This window comes from Bradyrhizobium sp. 45, assembly GCF_023073155.1.
Classification (GTDB): domain Bacteria; phylum Pseudomonadota; class Alphaproteobacteria; order Rhizobiales; family Xanthobacteraceae; genus Bradyrhizobium; species Bradyrhizobium canariense_D.
This window is the reverse complement of the sequence record NZ_JADPIX010000122.1, coordinates 810170-825707: the sequence shown is the minus strand read 5'-3', so window position 1 is coordinate 825707 and position 15538 is coordinate 810170. Positions and strand designations below refer to the sequence as shown.

Sequence of the window (15538 nt, the reverse complement as noted above, 5' to 3'; positions counted from 1 at the left end):
GGCTTTCGCCCGCCGTTCTTGTTTCAACAGACCACCAAGTGGCGGCGTTTGAACTAGTTATCCAGGAACGACCGCAGCTTCCTTGACCTTGACGGATGCTTCAACTTTCGCAGCGCCTTCGCCTCGATCTGTCGAATACGCTCTCTCGTCACCGAGAACTGCTGGCCGACTTCTTCCAGCGTGTGGTCGGTGTTCATGCCGATGCCGAAGCGCATGCGCAGCACGCGTTCTTCGCGCGGGGTGAGCGAGGCCAGCACGCGCGTGGTGGTCTCGCGCAGGTTGGACTGGATCGCGGCGTCGATCGGCAGGATCGCGTTCTTGTCCTCGATGAAATCGCCGAGGTGTGAATCCTCTTCGTCACCGACGGGCGTCTCCAGCGACAACGGCTCCTTGGCGATCTTGAGGACTTTTCGGACTTTCTCCAGCGGCATGCCGAGCTTCTCGGCCAATTCCTCAGGAGTGGGCTCGCGGCCGATCTCGTTGAGCATCTGGCGCGAGGTGCGCACGATCTTGTTGATCGTCTCGATCATGTGCACGGGGATGCGGATGGTACGCGCCTGGTCGGCGATCGAGCGGGTGATCGCCTGCCGGATCCACCACGTGGCGTAGGTCGAGAACTTGTAGCCGCGGCGATACTCGAACTTGTCGACCGCCTTCATCAGGCCGATGTTGCCTTCCTGGATCAGGTCGAGGAACTGCAGGCCGCGATTGGTGTATTTCTTGGCGATCGAGATCACGAGACGGAGGTTGGCTTCCACCATCTCCTTCTTGGCCTGGCGGGCTTCGCGCTCGCCCTTCTGCACCGAGTGCACGATCTTGCGGAACTCGATGATCTCCAAGCCGGTCAGCGCAGCTAACTGATGCACCTCGTGGCGGAGGTCCTTGATGCGGTCCTTCTCGTGATGGACGAAGTTCTTCCAGCCCTTGGCCGACAGCTTCGAGACACGGTTGAGCCAGCGCGGATCGAGCTCCGAGCCGGTGTAGTTGCGCAGGAAGTCTTCGCGCGCGACGCCATGGCTGTCGGCAAGGCGCATCAGGCGGCCCTCATGCGAGACGAGGCGCTTGTTGATGTCGTAGAGCTGCTCGACGAGACTGTCGATACGCGCCTGGTTCAGGCGCAGCGACTTCACCTCGACGATGATCTCGTCCTTGAGCTTGCGGTATTTGCGCTCTTGGTGCGGCGAGAGCGAGGGCCCGTGCGAGGTGCTCTCGAGCTGGTTCTGGATGTCCTGCTCTTGCAGCTTGCGCAGCTTCTTGTAGCTGTCGGCGATCTTGTCGAAGATCTCGACGACCTTCGGCTTGAGCTCGGCCTCGATCGCCGCAAGCGACATCTGGTTCTCGAACTCGTCGTCCTCGTCCATGTCGGCTTCGGCGGCGGATTCCGCCGGATCCTTCGCGGCGTCGCCGACATTGCCGGGCGCAGGCGCGGCGCGGAACGGGGTCGGCGCCGGCGGTGCGGCCGGCGGCGCGACATGCGCGGGCGCGGCGCCGGTGGCCTGGCCGCCTTCGGCCGTCGCTTCACCGGTCTCGCCGTTCGGACCGGCGATCATCGCATTGTTCATGCCGGCCTTGGCATCGGGCCCGGCATAGGTGGCTTCGAGATCGATGATGTCACGAAGAAAGATTTTTCCTTCGTTGAGCTCGTCGCGCCAGATGATGATGGCCTGGAAGGTCAGCGGGCTTTCGCACAGACCTGCGATCATCGCCTCGCGGCCGGCCTCGATGCGCTTCGCAATCGCAATTTCGCCTTCGCGCGACAGCAGCTCGACGGTGCCCATCTCGCGCAGATACATGCGCACGGGATCGTCGGTGCGCTCGCCCGGCTCGCTCTTCTTGACCTCGGTGACGGCCTTCTGGGTGACTTCGACGAGCTCGTTGTCGGTCTCGTCCTCGCCGCCTTCGTCCTTGTCCTCCTCGCCTTCGCTATCGTCGGCTTCGGTGACGTTGATGCCCATGTCCGAGAGCATGGACATGATGTCCTCGATCTGCTCGGGAGAGGTCTGGTCGGACGGCAAAACTTCGTTGAGCTGATCGAAGGTCACGAAGCCGCGCTTCTTGGCCTGCTTGATCATCTTCTTCACGGCCGCGTCGGACAGATCGAGCAACGGCGAGGGCGCGTCCTGGGAGTCCTTCTCCGGCGCGTCCGCTGCCTTGTCGTCTTTTTCCTTGTCCTTCGCCTGCAGCGTCTTTGCCTTGGTGGCCATCCATTGCTCCTAAACGCGTTTCACACAGACGTTCGCCGCGCCCGCGCAAAATCACTTGAACCTGTTGCTCGATGCTCTCGCTTCGTCAGATCTCGACACGGAAAGGGCGGCGCGGACCTCTTGTCGCCACCCCCGACCTTTCACTCGCCGGATTTGCCTAACGCTTCGTAGAGCCTCTTTGTCGCAGCGGATACAGGTGTAGTGCCAACAGCAATTGCGCGGATTCATTCCTGACGCGTCTGTTCTGCCTGCGGCCGCCTGGTGGCCAAAGTGCTACAAGACCGTTAAGCCTCGATTAACCCTGTTTTTGCCGCCAAACCTCGGATTTGGCGAGTCTTTTAGCGGTTCCGGTCCCGGCCGTCCGCATGATTCTTTCATCACACGCTCTTCTGGAACCGGCCCGACAGCTCGCCAAAACCCTCGATCAGGGCCTCGGTGCCGTCGACTTCGCCTATCCGAGCCTTGACGTCGCGCAGCCACGCCATGTTGGCCTCGCTGGGATCATCCCCCAAGGCCAGCTCGGCGTCTTTCAGCTCTCTAAGTAGTGAATGGTACTGCCGATGCAAGGCGACCAGCTGATGCCAGGTGGAGAGAACGTCGTCCCGTGCGGCGCCCTCACGGGCGCCCCACACCGCCGCGGTCGTGATACCGCTCTCAACCCTTTGAAGAGCCTGCGAAAATCCGCCCTTCTCGAGATCGCTGCGCATCTTCTCGGCGAGCTCGCCGGGGTCCGGCGAATGGTGATGGTCGTTGGCAAAGGCGGCGATGATGCCGGCCCGGAGCTTATGGACCTCGGGATGGGCGAGCTCCAGGGCCGCGACTTCCTCGAGATGATCGTGCAGCAGCCAGGGGTGATTGATCAGGATTTGCAGGATCAGGGCCTCCCGGCGGGAGATGGCGCTGCGCTGGCCGCGCATGATCGGGCTTGCCGCGAGCTGCGCGCTCGCCGCCTGGTAGGGTCCGGAGGGCAGCTGGATGGGCCCGGGTGGGCCGCGGCGGCCTCCAAATCCCTGACCGCCGAATCGATTCGCGCCTCCCCCACCGCGGGGCTGGAACTGACGGCCGGCCGAGCCGGGGCGGAAATTGCCACGGCCGCCGCCGAAGCCGCCGCGTGCGCCTTCGGGGGCAAAGGCGCGCTGAAGCCGCTCGGCAAGATCCTGCCGGTAATAGCGCCGCACCACCTCGTCGCGGATGCCGTTGGAGAGCTCCTTGATGCGCGCCTCTAGCGCGGCGCGGCGCTCGGGCGTGGCGAAATTGCCGCCTTCGAGCTCGCGCGACCAGATCATCTCGGCGAGCGGACGCGCCGCCGCGATCACCTCCTCGATCGCGCCACGACCGCCGGAGCGCACGAGATCGTCGGGGTCCTGCCCTTCCGGCAGCAGGGCGAAGCGCAGACTCTTGCCGGGCGCGAGGAAGGGTAAGGCGAGATCCGCGGCACGATAAGCGGCTTTCTGGCCGGCGCGGTCGCCGTCGAAGCAGAGGATCGGCTCGTCCGCCATTTTCCAGAGCAGCGCGAGCTGGTTTTCAGTGAGCGCGGTGCCGAGCGGCGCCACGCTGCCGGCAAAGCCCGCGGTGACCATGGCGATGACGTCGACATAGCCTTCGACCACGATGAGGGGGCTGCCGTCATGGGTGGCTTTGCGCGCGGTCTGGTGGTTGTACAGATTGTCGCCCTTGTGGAAGAGCGGCGTCTCCGGCGAGTTCAGGTACTTGGCCGGAACGTCCTTCTCCAGCGCGCGCCCGCCGAAGGCGATGACGCGGCCGCGCAGATCCATGATCGGAAACATCACGCGATCGCGGAAGCGATCATAGGGCACCGGGATGTCGTTGCCGGCCACCAGCATGCCGGTTTCGACCATGTCGTCGACGGAGACGCCGAGCTTGCCGAGATGCTCTTTCAGCGCAAAGCGATCAGGTGGCGCATAGCCCAGCCGAAACTGCAATTGCGTCGCCGGCGAGATCGCGCGGTCGGCGAGATAGCCGCGCGCCTTGGCGCCGACGCGCGAGGCCAGCGTCTCGGCAAAGAACTTGGCGGCGAGATCCATGACGTCATGCAGCGAGCGGCGCCGCTGCTCCTGACGCGCTGCATCCGGCGTCACCGCTGGCAGCGGCAGGCCCGCCATATTGGCGAGCCGCTCCACGGCCTCCGCGAACGGCAGGCCGTCGGTCTCCATCATGAAGCTGATGATGTCGCCGTGCTTGCCGGAGGAGAAGTCGTGGTAAAAGCCCTTCTGGTCGTTGACGTAGAAGGACGGCGTCTTTTCCTGCTGGAACGGCGACAGCCCCTTCCACTCTCGCCCCGCCTTCTTCAGTTTGACGCGCTTGCCCACGACTTCGGAGACCGAAAGCCGGGCCCGAAGCTCGTCGAGGAATTGGGGCGTGAAGCGCATCAGGTTGATTTCTGGGGTGAGTCGGGCGTTTTGCCAACGAATAGGCATATAAGGATGCCCCCGGGAAATACGATGCACTTAGGGCTTCTCCCGGCTATTCACAGGTCGAAGATTCGACGGAAAGCTTGAACCCGGCCCGGTTCCACGCTTCCATGGGGGCCATGTTCAGGACCTTCCGAGGCGGCCAGAGCGGGGGTTGGCGCATCACCTCGATTTCGCCGGTGACGGGCGAGCCCCTCGCCTTCATGCCAACGCTGTCGGTCACCGACAGCGAGGCCATCGCGTTGCCGCTGGTGCCCTCGCGCAATGCTTGGCGCCTGGTCGGTGTCGCGAGCAGCTTGCGCTACACCGAGCGCCCGGAGAAGCAGCAGCTCACTGCCGTGCAGGCCGGCCTCGGCCGGCTGGAAGCAACCAGTGGGGCGCTGATCCCGATCCGCAAGTCGCAGGCCTGGTGGGATCTGACCCAGGAAGAGCGCCGCAGGATCTTCGAGGACAAGTCGCATCACATCGCGAACAGCCTGCGCTTCCTGCCTGCGATTGCGCGGCAGCTCTATCATTGCCGCGACCTCGGCGGGCCCTTCGACTTCCTGACCTGGTTCGAATTCGCGCCTGCGCACGCCTCGCTGTTCGAGGAGCTGGTCGCGATGCTCAGGCGAACCGAGGAGTGGAGTTATGTCGAGCGCGAGGTCGACGTGCGCGCAGTGAAGGAAGTGCTGTCGGGCTAGAGCCCAAGAAAGCGGCCGGATTCGATGCGCGGCAGATCGGTGACGGGCCAGTTGTAGATGTAAGTCCAGGCCGGTGCCGTCACCCCGTCTGCACCTGTCACGTCGACCAGCTGGCGCAGATATTCGGTCGGCTCCGGAAAGCCCTCGCCGCAGGCCTCGTACATGTCGAGCTCGCGCAAGAGTTCGTCGGGCACGCGCAGGTGAAAGAGTTCGCCGTGGGCGCGGTCGGACGGCACATCGGAGAGCAGCAGCCCCGGATAATGCGTCACCAGAACGAGCCGGCCGCGGCAGGTCGCTTCACCCAGAAAATCCGCGTGGCCCGCAAGCAACCGCGCCATCGGATGGTCGAAGCCGCGCATCAGCGTGCCGTAGACGAAGAGACGATTGGAGGTCATGGCCTTCTATAACCATCAATCGGCAGCGTGCAAATCGCAGCGGATCTACAAAACCTCCGCCTCGAGTGTCTCGCCGCTGCATTGCTCGTCCGACACCACCCTGATGGTCACGTCCATGGCGTCGAACGCGCCGGCAGGGCCGATATAGACGCCGTGCAGCGGGATTGCCTGGCGCGGATCGCGGGCGACCGCGACGCGGATGAGGTCGCGGGTGCCGACGATGCCGTTGGTCGGATCGAACTCGATCCAGCCCGCGCTGGGCAGGTAGACCTGGACCCAGGCATGCGTCGAACCGCCGCCGACATGGCGCTGCTCGATATCCTCCGGCAGGAAGATGTAGCCGGAGACGAATCGTGCGGCGATTCCGAGATGACGCAGCGCCTCGATCATGAACAGAGCGTAGTCGCGGCAGGTTCCGCTACCGGACTGCAAGGTGTCGAGCGGATGCTGCGTGCCCAGCTCGTGGCGCTTGCGGTACTTGAACCGCTCGCGGATACCGTGGGTCATGCCGCTCAGGATCTTGAAGGTCGGCGTCGGCGCGTCCTCGTCGAGAAAGCCGCGCGCCCATTCCGCGATCTCGCCATCGGGATCGGTATATTGCGGCGTGATGTAGTGGACGAGGTCGGGAAACTCCTCATCGTCATACGCGAAAGGATAGAAATAGGCCGAGTCGTCCGGCGTCAGCGCGAACTCCTCGACCGGATTGTGCTCGACGGTGACGTGCCAGTCGAAGATCAGCGCGTCCGCGCGCTCGTCGAAATTCGCGATCGCGACGGAATTGCCGAACACGTCGTGGATCCAGTGCAGCGACATCGGCTCGGGCGATATCTCGAGCCTGGAGTCGAGCACGCGCAGATCATGCCCGTCGCGCGGCCGCAGCATGATCCTGTGTTCGCCGAACGCCACGGGGCGGGTGTAGCGATATTCGGTCTTGTGATGAATCGTCAGCAACGGCATCGTCAGGCAATCATGGTGATGTCGGGCGGACCAATCTATAGCAATCCCGCCCGATTCTTCGGGGTGACTGCTGTTTCATTAGGCAATCAGGATGGCTTTAGACACAATCGGGGCGACCAATCAACTCCTCAGCGAGGGTGACGTCCCCCCGGTGCACGAGGTGAATGCGCAAGGGACATCGCCTTTTTTGCTCACCTCGGACCACTACGGAAGGGTCCTGCCGGCTGCGCTTGGCGATCTTGGCGTCGCCGAGAACGAGCTGACGCGGCATATCGCCTGGGACATCGGCATTGGGGGCGTCGCCGACCGGCTGGCAGAGATGCTGGGCGCACATCTGATCGCCCAGCGCTATTCGCGGCTGGTGATCGACTGCAACCGCCCGCCCGCCGCCGTGAGCTCGATTCCCCTGATTTCCGAAGCAACCGCGATCCCGCGCAACGAGGGAATTTCGGAGCAGGAGCGCAAAGCGCGCCGCCGCGAGATTTTCGAGCCCTATCACCGGCATATCCATGCCGCGATCGACCGCCGCGTGCACGACAAGCGGCCGACGGTGCTGGTGTCGCTGCACAGCTTCACGCCCGTTTACGCCGGCGTCGCGCGTCCCTGGCACATCGGCGCGCTCTACAATCGCGACACCGTGCTGCCGCAGCTGCTGCTCAGGCATCTCCGCAGCGAGAGCGATCTCGTCGTGGGCGACAACGAGCCCTATGCGGTGAACGACCTCACCGACTACACCATCCCCGTGCACGGCGAAGCTCGCGGCCTCGTCAATACCGGCATTGAGATCCGCCAGGATCTGATCGCCGACCAGTCTGGCCAGCAACAATGGGCCGAGCGGCTGGCGCGGATTTTTGCAGAGATCGAGGTTGAACTGCGGGCGGAAAGGCTGGTCGATTAGCCCGACGGCGGTTATTTCGCCCTGGTCAGCGCCAGCCAGATGCCGCCGCCGATCATGAAGCCGCCGGAGATGCGCGACATCATGCGGGTGCGGCGAGCCGAGAAGAACTTCCGGGCCCGCCCCGCGGCGATGGCGTAGAGCGCGTCCGTCATCACCGCAGTGACCATGAAGGTGGCTCCCAGCAGCGCGACCTGCGGGAAGTGGTCGCGGTTCATGTCCATGAACTGCGGGATGAAGGCGCCGAAGAACACCAGCACCTTCGGGTTCGACAGCAGCACCAGGAAACCTTGCAGGAAGAATCCGCCGCGCGGCGGCGCCGGCGGCTCATCCACATTGACGCCCTCGACCGGCGCCCAGATCAGCTTGATGCCGAGCCAGACCAGATAGGCGGCGCCGGCAAAGCGCACCCAGTCGAACCAATACCCCATGGTCGCCATCAGCGAGGTCAGTCCGACCGCGACGATGCCGATGACGATGGCGAGGCCGGCCTGCGCACCGGCCACATTGGTCAGCGCCGCGCGCGTGCCGTGGCGCAGCCCGTTGGCGATAACGAGGGTGACGATCGGCCCCGGCAACAGCGCGAGCGCGATGCAGGCGGCAAGGAAGGCGAGATAGGCTTGCAGAGACATCATGGGGAGGACTCGCTGGGAGCGGTTTGCGGCATTAATGCATGGCGAGGGCGGGAACGGAAGTCACGACCTTGCGCTTGACATGCAATCATTTGGTTGCCTATTATCGCCGCCATGGATGAGGTCTTCAAAGCGCTCGCCGATGCGTCACGACGGTCGCTGCTCGACAGACTTCACGCCAGGAACGGCCAGACGCTGAACGAACTCTGTGAAGGCCTCGCGATGACGCGCCAGGCCGTGACCAAGCACCTTGCCATTCTGGAAGAGGCCAATCTGGTCACGACCATCAGGCACGGCCGCGAGAAGCTGCACTATCTCAATCCGGTTCCGATCCATCAGATCGGCGAACGCTGGATCAAGAAATTCGAGCGCGGCAAGCTCGCCGCACTCGGCGAGTTGAAACGCCAGTTGGAGAAGCGTGATGAGTAAGCCGCAATTCGTCTATGTCACCTACATCGAGACAACGCCAACGAGGCTGTGGGAGGCGCTGACATCGAGCGAGTTCACCAAGCAATACTGGTTCGGCGCCGAGGTCAGGTCCGACTGGAAAATCGGCTCCCCTTTCGCGCTGCTGCTGGACGGCGAGACCACCGATTCCGGCGAGATCCTCGAAGCCGATCCGCCGCGGCGGCTGTCTTACAGCTTCAAGCACCAAAAATACGAGGAGCTGCGCGGTGAGCCGATCTCGCGGGTGGTCTTTACCATCGAACCGTTCGGCTCGCTCGTGCGTTTGACGGTGCTGCATGACGGCTTCGTCGAAGGCGGCAAATATTTCGGCGCCGTTTCCAACGGGTGGCCGGCGATCCTGTCCGGGCTCAAGAGCCTGCTGGAAAGCGGCAAGGTGCTGGCCATTCCGCACGCAGCCCTCAACAAGGGATTCGATGAAAGATGAACCTCGATCGGTTCAAGCCGCTCACCGTCTACACGATTTACATCGCCGCGACGCCGGACCAGGTGTGGGAGGCGCTGACCTCCGCCGAGTTCAGCCGCCAATATTTTTCCGGCTTTGCGGTCGAGATGGAGCCAAGACTCGGCGGCAAATTCGTCGTGCGCGCGCCTGATGGCTCGGAACACATTTCGGGCGATGTGTTCGAATACGATCCGCCGAACAAGCTGACGGTGACGTGGAACGTCAACTGGCCCGACCTCGTCGCAAAGCTCGGCGCGACGCTTGTCACTTACGAGATTGAACAAGCCGGCGAGGCCGTCCGCCTCACCGTGAGCGAACGCCACGACCGCCCGCTCAGCGACGACATCCTTTCCGGCGGCCGCACCGGCTGGCCCGCAATCCTGTCGGGGCTGAAGAGCCTGCTGGAAACGGGCAAGGCGCCGCAGATCAAGATGGCGCCGCCGGCGCAGATGCTGGAAGCGTTGAAGGCGATGGGTATCAAGACGCCGTAGCGGGCGAACTCCGTGTCGTCATCGCTTCTTCTTCACCGGAGGCGGATTGATTTCGTCGATCTTGCGACTGCAATCCGCTTCCGAGTCGTGCGGGCCCGAGACAAAGGTCCCACTGACCTTGATCGCGTACCAGCCCGACTCGACGCCGAGCCGGAGCGCTTCTTCTGTCTTGACGTGCCGTGGCGAGAGAGCTTGCATCGGTTGAGTTTGCATCGGGTGCTTTCGGTTGGCGTTCGATCTCATGATCGATCGCGGTGAAACCTTCAGGTGTCCGCGGCACGCGCCTGCCGCGTCCAACTCACCGCTGGAGTGGGCAATATGCGCGACGACCGCTGTTACGACGTCGCTACGAGTCGGCTCCGCCGCTGCGAGGGAATGAGGCGCTTCACGTCGCGCGAATAGTCGTGGCGCTGCATAGGCGCAGAAACGACAGATCTTTCGACATTCCCGCACCGTGCGCGCAATCGCCGCAATTAGCTATCATTTTCTCGCCCGTGCCGCACTTTTGAGGCGCCAATTGCCGCCCGCGACCGAATAAGCCGTCAAAGCCTTGTGATCGGCCGCTTCGTAGCCATGTTACGAGCTTAGCCAAGGGAAAATCGTATGAAGCTCCGCGTCGGGTTTGAGATGCTGTACGAATTCCCGCAGCCCACGCCTATGATCATGGTGCTGGGCACGCACTTCACCCGCGCCTCCGATGTCATCGTGCCCGACCTGCTGACCACCAGACCCTCGGTGCCGATCACTCCCTATCGCGACCTCTTCGGCAATTGGTGCAGCCGCATCGTGGCGCCGGCTGGCGCCTTTCGCCTTGCCGGCGACGGCGTCGTGAGCGACAGCGGCCTGCCCGATCCAGTGTTCCCGAACGCGGCTCAGCACGCCGTCGAGGCGCTGCCGACCGACACGCTCGTCTATCTGCTCGGCAGTCGCTACTGCGAGACCGATCGCCTGTCGGATATCGCATGGAAGTTGTTCGAGCACACGCCGCCCGGCTGGGCGCGGGTCCAGGCCATCTGCGATTTCGTTCATCGTCACATCGCCTTCGGCTATGAGCACGCGCGCGCGACCAAGACGGCGCGGGAAGCCTACGACGAAGGCAAGGGCGTGTGCCGCGACTATGCTCATCTTGCCATCGCGTTCTGCCGCTGCATGAACATCCCGGCGCGTTACTGCACCGGTTATCTCAGCGACATCGGCACGCCGAAGCCCTGGGCCGTGGGAGATTTCGCCGGCTGGTTTGAGGCTTATCTCGGCGGAAGCTGGCACATGTTCGATCCGCGCAACAACACGCCGCGGATCGGTCGCGTGTTGATCGCACAAGGACGCGATGCCGCGGACGTCCCGATCACCCAAACCTTCGGTCCGAATACCCTTGTCAATTTCAAGGTATGGACCGACGAGGTTGCCTGATGACAGACAGCAGCGTTGCACTCAGCGCCGATGAATTTGCGTCCTTGGCCGAGATCGGCAAGGGCAAGGCGCAAGGCGAAATCCCGCAAGCGCACGGCGAGCGCCTGACCAACCTCGGTTATGCAATCAGGCGCCTCGGCGAACTCGAACTGACCTCATCCGGCGAACGCCGGCTGGCAACCGGCGAATAGCTCGCTGCCGTTGCGTCCGGCTTCCCGCTACGCCACCGGCACCACGATCCGCCGATAAAGATGCCAGGTCGCGTGCCCGAGCACGGGCAGCGTCACCACCAGCCCCAGAAAATACGGCAGCGCCGAGACGATCAGGACCATCACGATCACCGCGGCCCAGCCAATCATCGGCAGCGGGCTGGCCACGACCGCGCGCACGCTTGTCACCATCGCCGTGACGAAATCGACCTCGCGGTCGAGCAGCAGCGGAAACGACACGACCGTCAGCGAAAACAGGATCAGCGACAGCACCGCGCCGACCGCGTTGCCGATGCCGAGGAACAGCAGGCCCTCGTTCGTGGTCAGCACCACCGTCATGAACTCCTGCAGGCTCGAGAACGAGGCATGCAGGCCAAGCAGCAGCGCGATCAGAAGCCGCACCTGATACATCCAGACCACGAACACGAACAGCGTGACGAAGGCCATCCAGCCGATCTCGCTGCGCGCGCGCACAGCCGACCAGATCGCGCCGAGCGAGACGGGCTCGCCGCGCTCGCGACGGCGGCTGACTTCATAGAGCCCGATCGCCACGAATGGCCCGAGCAGCGCGAAGCCGGCGGCCAGCGGATAGACCAGATAGACCATGCCGAACGCAGTGAAGCACAGCATGATGGCGATGCCGCCGGCGGCGTAGAGCGTACCGAAGCAGAGGCCGTAAAGCGGCAGCGCCTGGAAATCCCGCAGGCCTTCGACCAGCGCCTCGGCGATGTCGGTCGCCGCGACGGGACGCACCACCGGGTCGACCTTGCCCGAAATGGACATCAGCTTCCTCCTCGTTCGCCGGCGCGATCTCCGTCGCACGCGGATTGACTCGATCTTAGCGTCCCCGCGGCAGGTGCGCACGCGCGAGTTGTTGGCTGGACGACAGTATCCCGAAGCCGCCGGCGCAGACCCGGGAAAACCACCGCGCCGACGGCGCGCGTCCTTCGGGAAGCTCATCCGTCCTGCCCGCGGCTCGAAATCTTTCCCCGTCGGGGACTTTTTCGACCCGATGCCTATGGACTGAGCGGCGGGTGGTGCCGCAAATTGAGTCTTTGAACGAGCGCGATGACTCGAATGGACCGTCCGACCGATGAGCTTGCGTACCCGACTACTGATACTCGTCATCGCGGCCATGCTGGTGCCGGCGAGCCTCGTCGGGCTGCGTTTCGTGCAGAACCGGAGCAGTGAAGTCAACGCCGCCCTGGCCAATCTGTCGGCCTCGGCCGACGACATTGCGAGCGATCTGGGTGGGAAGATTCAGGGCACCGCTCAGCTTCACTATGGTCTGGCCCGCGCGCGCGACCTCGACACGCGCGACAAGGCGGCGTGCTCGGCGTTTCTGTCGGACGTGCGCGAGGAATACCCTCAGTTCACGGGAATCCTGACCATCGATCCGGACGGCAGCCTGTTCTGCGACTCGCTGCGGACCAACCGCACCCTCGATCTGAGGGATCGCGCCTATTTCAAGCAGGCCCTGGTCTCGCGCAACGTCGTGGTTGAGCCGGTATTCGGCCGGCTGACCGGAATATCGGTGCTCCAGATCGCATATCCGGTGCGATCGGAGGCGGGCGCGCTGAAGCTGGTGCTGCTTGCCTCGTTCAACCTGCGCAAATTCGCCGAGTATCACCACAAGCGGCTGCTCGCCGAGAAGGATATTCTGCTCATCGACGGCAAGGGCACCGTTCTCGTCGCTCCCTTGGGAGCCGGCTGGACCGCGCCCGTGGGCGCGTCGATCGCGGGATCCGACCTGCTCGGCTTCGCGACGGCTCCCGATCAAAAGGCATTTCAGGAAGTGACCGATCGCGACGGCCGCACGCAGGTCTGGGCCGTCGCCCACTCACCTTCGATCCGTGATGCCGGCCTCTACATCCTGGTCGGACGGTCCAAGGACGGATTGGTCGCGGCGGCGAATCGCCGGCTCTATGAGGATATGGCGATCCTCGCGGTGGCCTTGCTGCTGCTGCTGGCCGGCGTATGGATCCTCGCGACCGTGAGCGTCGGGCGCCAGGTCGGGCGGCTCGCCAACATGGCGAAGAGACTCGGGCTCGGCGATCTCAACGCGCGAATTCCTCCTCCCCATCCGCGCGGCGAGCTGGGCGGATTGATGACCCTGCTCAACGACACTGCCGAATCGCTTGAGCAGCAACGGGCGGCCATCGCGGACCTCAACCAGAAGCTCAGCCAATCCCAGAAGATGGAGGCCATGGGTCAGCTCACCGGCGGTGTGGCGCATGACTTCAACAATCTCCTCACCGTCATTCTCGGCAATTCGGAGCACCTTGCCGACAGGCTGGCGGGGAACAAGGAGTTGCACCGGATCGCCGGCGACATCGCGACAGCTGCCGAACGCGGCTCCGACCTGACGCGGAGCCTGCTCGCCTTCGCGCGCAAGCAGCCCCTGAGGCCGCGAGACATCGACATCGGCGAAAAGATTAAGGAGGTGGAGCACTTGTTGCGCCGCCCCTTGGGCGAGCACATCGAATGCACCTTCGCGCTCGCACCGGACCTGTGGTTGATCAGCGTCGATCCCGGCCAGCTCACGACTGCGCTGCTCAATCTCGTGCTCAACGCGCGCGATGTCATGCAGTTGGGCGGCAGGCTGACCATCGAGGCGCGCAACGTCTCGCTCGGTGAATCCGACTTGGACATCAATGGCGAACCGCGACCAGGCGACTATGTCATGGTGGCCGTGATCGACACCGGCAGCGGCATGACCGCCGAGGTGGCGAGCCGGGCGTTCGAGCCGTTCTTCACCACCAAGGAGGTCGGCAAGGGGACCGGGCTCGGCCTGAGCATGGTCTACGGTTTTGTGCGGCAGTCCGGCGGGCTGGTGCAGATGCAGTCCGCACCGAGACAAGGCAGCACCGTCAGGCTGTTCTTTCCCCGCCTGGCAACACCGCCAAACGAGGACGCCTCACCCGCCGAAGGGATCGTCACGCGCGAAGGAAGCGAGACCATTCTCGTCGTCGAAGACAACGACATGGTTCGGACTTATGTCGAAAGCGAGCTGAAGACGCTCGGCTATCGCGTCATCACGGCCGCGAGCGGCCCGGCGGCGCTCGACTTGTTGCGCCAGTCCGGGGATATCGACCTGCTGTTCACCGACGTCGTGATGCCCGGCGGCATGTTCGGGCCGGAGCTTGCCCGGCAAGCAATCCAGCTGCGACCCGGGCTCAAGGTGCTCTTCACCTCCGGCTACAGCCAAAATCCGGTCTCGGCGCCCGACGCAATCGGCGATGCCCGCATCCTGACCAAGCCGTTCCGGCGGCGAGACCTCGCCGCCATGCTGCGATCTGCGCTGTCGACGCCGTCGCGGTAGTCAGGAGCGCGACGCGAGGAGAAGCGCCGCACCCAGATTGGCCACGAACAAGGCCGCGTCGATGACGAAGATCCTGAGCATCGGGCCTTTCAACACGGGCCAATAAGCGACCCCGACGCGTCCTCCGCGCAGCAGGACCGGAAGGTTGTAGGCGAACTGGCTGAAATGGCAGGCGGCAAAGAACAGGAACAGCACCAGCTGCGCTTCGACCGGCTGGAAGAAGACCGGACGGGCTGCCAGAAGGTAGAGCGACAGAAGGCCGATCGGCAGATTGATGCCGCCAAGGAATGCCACGCTGGCCGACAATGTCGGCGCGATCGGATTGGTGCGCTCTTCCCGCGGCAGGAGAATCTTCAGTGTATTGGCTTGCGCAATGCTGAACTGGATGAAGGCGCCGCCGAACCAGAGCGCGTTGAGGAGCAGCACGATATCCGAAAGACGCATGGCGGAGCCCTCCCACGGCTCGTTGGCCAGGAAAGTGGCAAAGCCCGCTCCTCATGTCAACCATGTTGACTTCAGGAATCGTCAGTTGGTGTCGGCGATCGCCTCCATCACGCCCATCCACGCAGCCGCACCTGTCGCTCCGACGCGATCGAACGCCTCGCGCAGCACCTTGCGCTCGTGGTCCGATGCGCGCTGCTCGATGCGCTGCCCCGCGGCCGTCAGGCGCAGCAGCTTCGAGCGATGCTGCTCGGGCGAGCGTTTTGAGGTCAGGAGCTTGCGCTCAAGCAACAAATTGAGCGGCCGGTTCAGGGCCTGCTTGGAAATGCCGAGGATCTCGATCAGCGAGCCGATCGCGATATCGGGCCGGCGCGCCACCACGTAGAGGATGCGATGGTGCGGGCGCGACAGTCCTTGCTTGGCGAGATATGCGTCGGCTTCGAGTGTCATGCCGCGCCAGCCGTAATACATGAGCTCCAGCGCCGCATCGAGTTCGCTCAGCTTCGCAAGTGAAGCGCGGTGAAGCCCCGCGGCTTGAGACGTCTTTGCCATTGCAG

Annotated in this window: 17 protein-coding genes; 8 read left to right on the top strand and 9 right to left on the bottom strand. The window is 63.9% G+C overall.

Annotated features, from left to right (window positions below; genetic code table 11):
- Window positions 1–53 precede the first annotated feature (53 nt).
- Both rpoD and dnaG read right to left on the bottom strand, forming a co-directional pair.
- A complete protein-coding gene (gene rpoD, locus IVB42_RS24355; protein WP_247296166.1) occupies window positions 54–2204 on the bottom strand; it encodes an RNA polymerase sigma factor RpoD in 2151 nt (716 codons plus the stop codon).
- Between the two features lie 377 nt (window positions 2205–2581).
- On the bottom strand, window positions 2582–4594 hold the full coding sequence (dnaG, locus tag IVB42_RS24350; protein ID WP_247296168.1) for a DNA primase: 2013 nt from the start codon (window positions 4592–4594) through the stop codon (window positions 2582–2584).
- Between the two features lie 161 nt (window positions 4595–4755).
- Here dnaG and IVB42_RS24345 point away from each other — a divergent pair, with 161 nt between their 5' ends.
- Window positions 4756–5319: a chlorite dismutase family protein gene (locus tag IVB42_RS24345; protein WP_018453613.1), complete on the top strand. Its 564-nt coding sequence runs from the start codon at window positions 4756–4758 to the stop codon at window positions 5317–5319.
- Here the strand turns inward: IVB42_RS24345 and IVB42_RS24340 are convergent.
- Window positions 5316–5714 carry a gamma-glutamylcyclotransferase family protein gene (locus IVB42_RS24340; protein ID WP_247296171.1) on the bottom strand — a complete coding sequence of 133 codons (399 nt, stop codon included), beginning with the start codon at window positions 5712–5714 and terminating at the stop codon, window positions 5316–5318. The genes IVB42_RS24345 and IVB42_RS24340 overlap by 4 nt on opposite strands.
- Before the next feature lie 45 nt (window positions 5715–5759).
- On the bottom strand, window positions 5760–6671 hold the full coding sequence (locus tag IVB42_RS24335; protein ID WP_018453611.1) for a transglutaminase family protein: 912 nt from the start codon (window positions 6669–6671) through the stop codon (window positions 5760–5762).
- Between the two features lie 91 nt (window positions 6672–6762).
- Between IVB42_RS24335 and IVB42_RS24330 the strand changes: the two genes are divergently transcribed.
- Window positions 6763–7569, top strand: a complete 807-nt coding sequence (locus tag IVB42_RS24330; protein ID WP_247296173.1) for an N-formylglutamate amidohydrolase — start codon at window positions 6763–6765, stop codon at window positions 7567–7569.
- A gap of 11 nt (window positions 7570–7580) precedes the next feature.
- On the opposite strand, the gene IVB42_RS24325 is transcribed toward IVB42_RS24330, so the two are convergent.
- On the bottom strand, window positions 7581–8201 hold the full coding sequence (locus IVB42_RS24325; protein WP_085384410.1) for a LysE family translocator: 621 nt from the start codon (window positions 8199–8201) through the stop codon (window positions 7581–7583).
- A 111-nt stretch (window positions 8202–8312) separates the two neighbouring features.
- Here IVB42_RS24325 and IVB42_RS24320 point away from each other — a divergent pair, with 111 nt between their 5' ends.
- Genes IVB42_RS24320 through IVB42_RS24310 form a run of 3 tightly spaced genes read left to right on the top strand, consistent with a single transcriptional unit; the run spans window position 8313 to window position 9599 of the window.
- Window positions 8313–8627 (top strand): metalloregulator ArsR/SmtB family transcription factor, encoded by a 315-nt coding sequence (locus tag IVB42_RS24320; RefSeq protein ID WP_007614659.1) that lies wholly within the window; start codon window positions 8313–8315, stop codon window positions 8625–8627.
- The gene (locus IVB42_RS24315) at window positions 8620–9090 is read left to right on the top strand and encodes an SRPBCC family protein (protein ID WP_247471281.1); all 471 of its coding nucleotides are present in this window, start codon (window positions 8620–8622) and stop codon (window positions 9088–9090) included. The genes IVB42_RS24320 and IVB42_RS24315 overlap by 8 nt, the downstream gene beginning before the upstream one ends.
- A complete protein-coding gene (locus IVB42_RS24310; RefSeq protein ID WP_247361000.1) occupies window positions 9087–9599 on the top strand; it encodes an SRPBCC family protein in 513 nt (170 codons plus the stop codon). The genes IVB42_RS24315 and IVB42_RS24310 overlap by 4 nt, the downstream gene beginning before the upstream one ends.
- An 18-nt stretch (window positions 9600–9617) precedes the next feature.
- On the opposite strand, the gene IVB42_RS24305 is transcribed toward IVB42_RS24310, so the two are convergent.
- Window positions 9618–9842: a hypothetical protein gene (locus IVB42_RS24305; RefSeq protein ID WP_007614662.1), complete on the bottom strand. Its 225-nt coding sequence runs from the start codon at window positions 9840–9842 to the stop codon at window positions 9618–9620.
- Between the two features lie 360 nt (window positions 9843–10202).
- On the opposite strand from IVB42_RS24305, the gene IVB42_RS24300 reads away from it, so the two are divergent.
- Both IVB42_RS24300 and IVB42_RS24295 read left to right on the top strand, forming a co-directional pair.
- The gene (locus tag IVB42_RS24300; RefSeq protein WP_018453605.1) at window positions 10203–11009 is read left to right on the top strand and encodes a transglutaminase family protein; all 807 of its coding nucleotides are present in this window, start codon (window positions 10203–10205) and stop codon (window positions 11007–11009) included.
- Window positions 11009–11200 carry a hypothetical protein gene (locus IVB42_RS24295; protein WP_018453604.1) on the top strand — a complete coding sequence of 64 codons (192 nt, stop codon included), beginning with the start codon at window positions 11009–11011 and terminating at the stop codon, window positions 11198–11200. The genes IVB42_RS24300 and IVB42_RS24295 overlap by 1 nt, the downstream gene beginning before the upstream one ends.
- A 27-nt stretch (window positions 11201–11227) precedes the next feature.
- Here IVB42_RS24295 and IVB42_RS24290 read toward each other — a convergent pair whose 3' ends face one another.
- Window positions 11228–12001, bottom strand: coding sequence for a DUF2189 domain-containing protein (locus tag IVB42_RS24290; protein ID WP_018453603.1), 774 nt, complete (start codon window positions 11999–12001; stop codon window positions 11228–11230).
- 310 nt (window positions 12002–12311) lie between these two features.
- Here IVB42_RS24290 and IVB42_RS24285 point away from each other — a divergent pair, with 310 nt between their 5' ends.
- Entirely contained in the window at window positions 12312–14540 is a 2229-nt protein-coding gene (locus IVB42_RS24285; protein WP_247296177.1) for an ATP-binding protein, read from the top strand.
- On the opposite strand, the gene IVB42_RS24280 is transcribed toward IVB42_RS24285, so the two are convergent.
- Window positions 14541–14984 (bottom strand): hypothetical protein, encoded by a 444-nt coding sequence (locus IVB42_RS24280; RefSeq protein WP_018453601.1) that lies wholly within the window; start codon window positions 14982–14984, stop codon window positions 14541–14543.
- A gap of 81 nt (window positions 14985–15065) precedes the next feature.
- Window positions 15066–15533: a MarR family transcriptional regulator gene (locus tag IVB42_RS24275; RefSeq protein ID WP_018453600.1), complete on the bottom strand. Its 468-nt coding sequence runs from the start codon at window positions 15531–15533 to the stop codon at window positions 15066–15068.
- Between the last annotated feature and the right edge of the window lie 5 nt (window positions 15534–15538).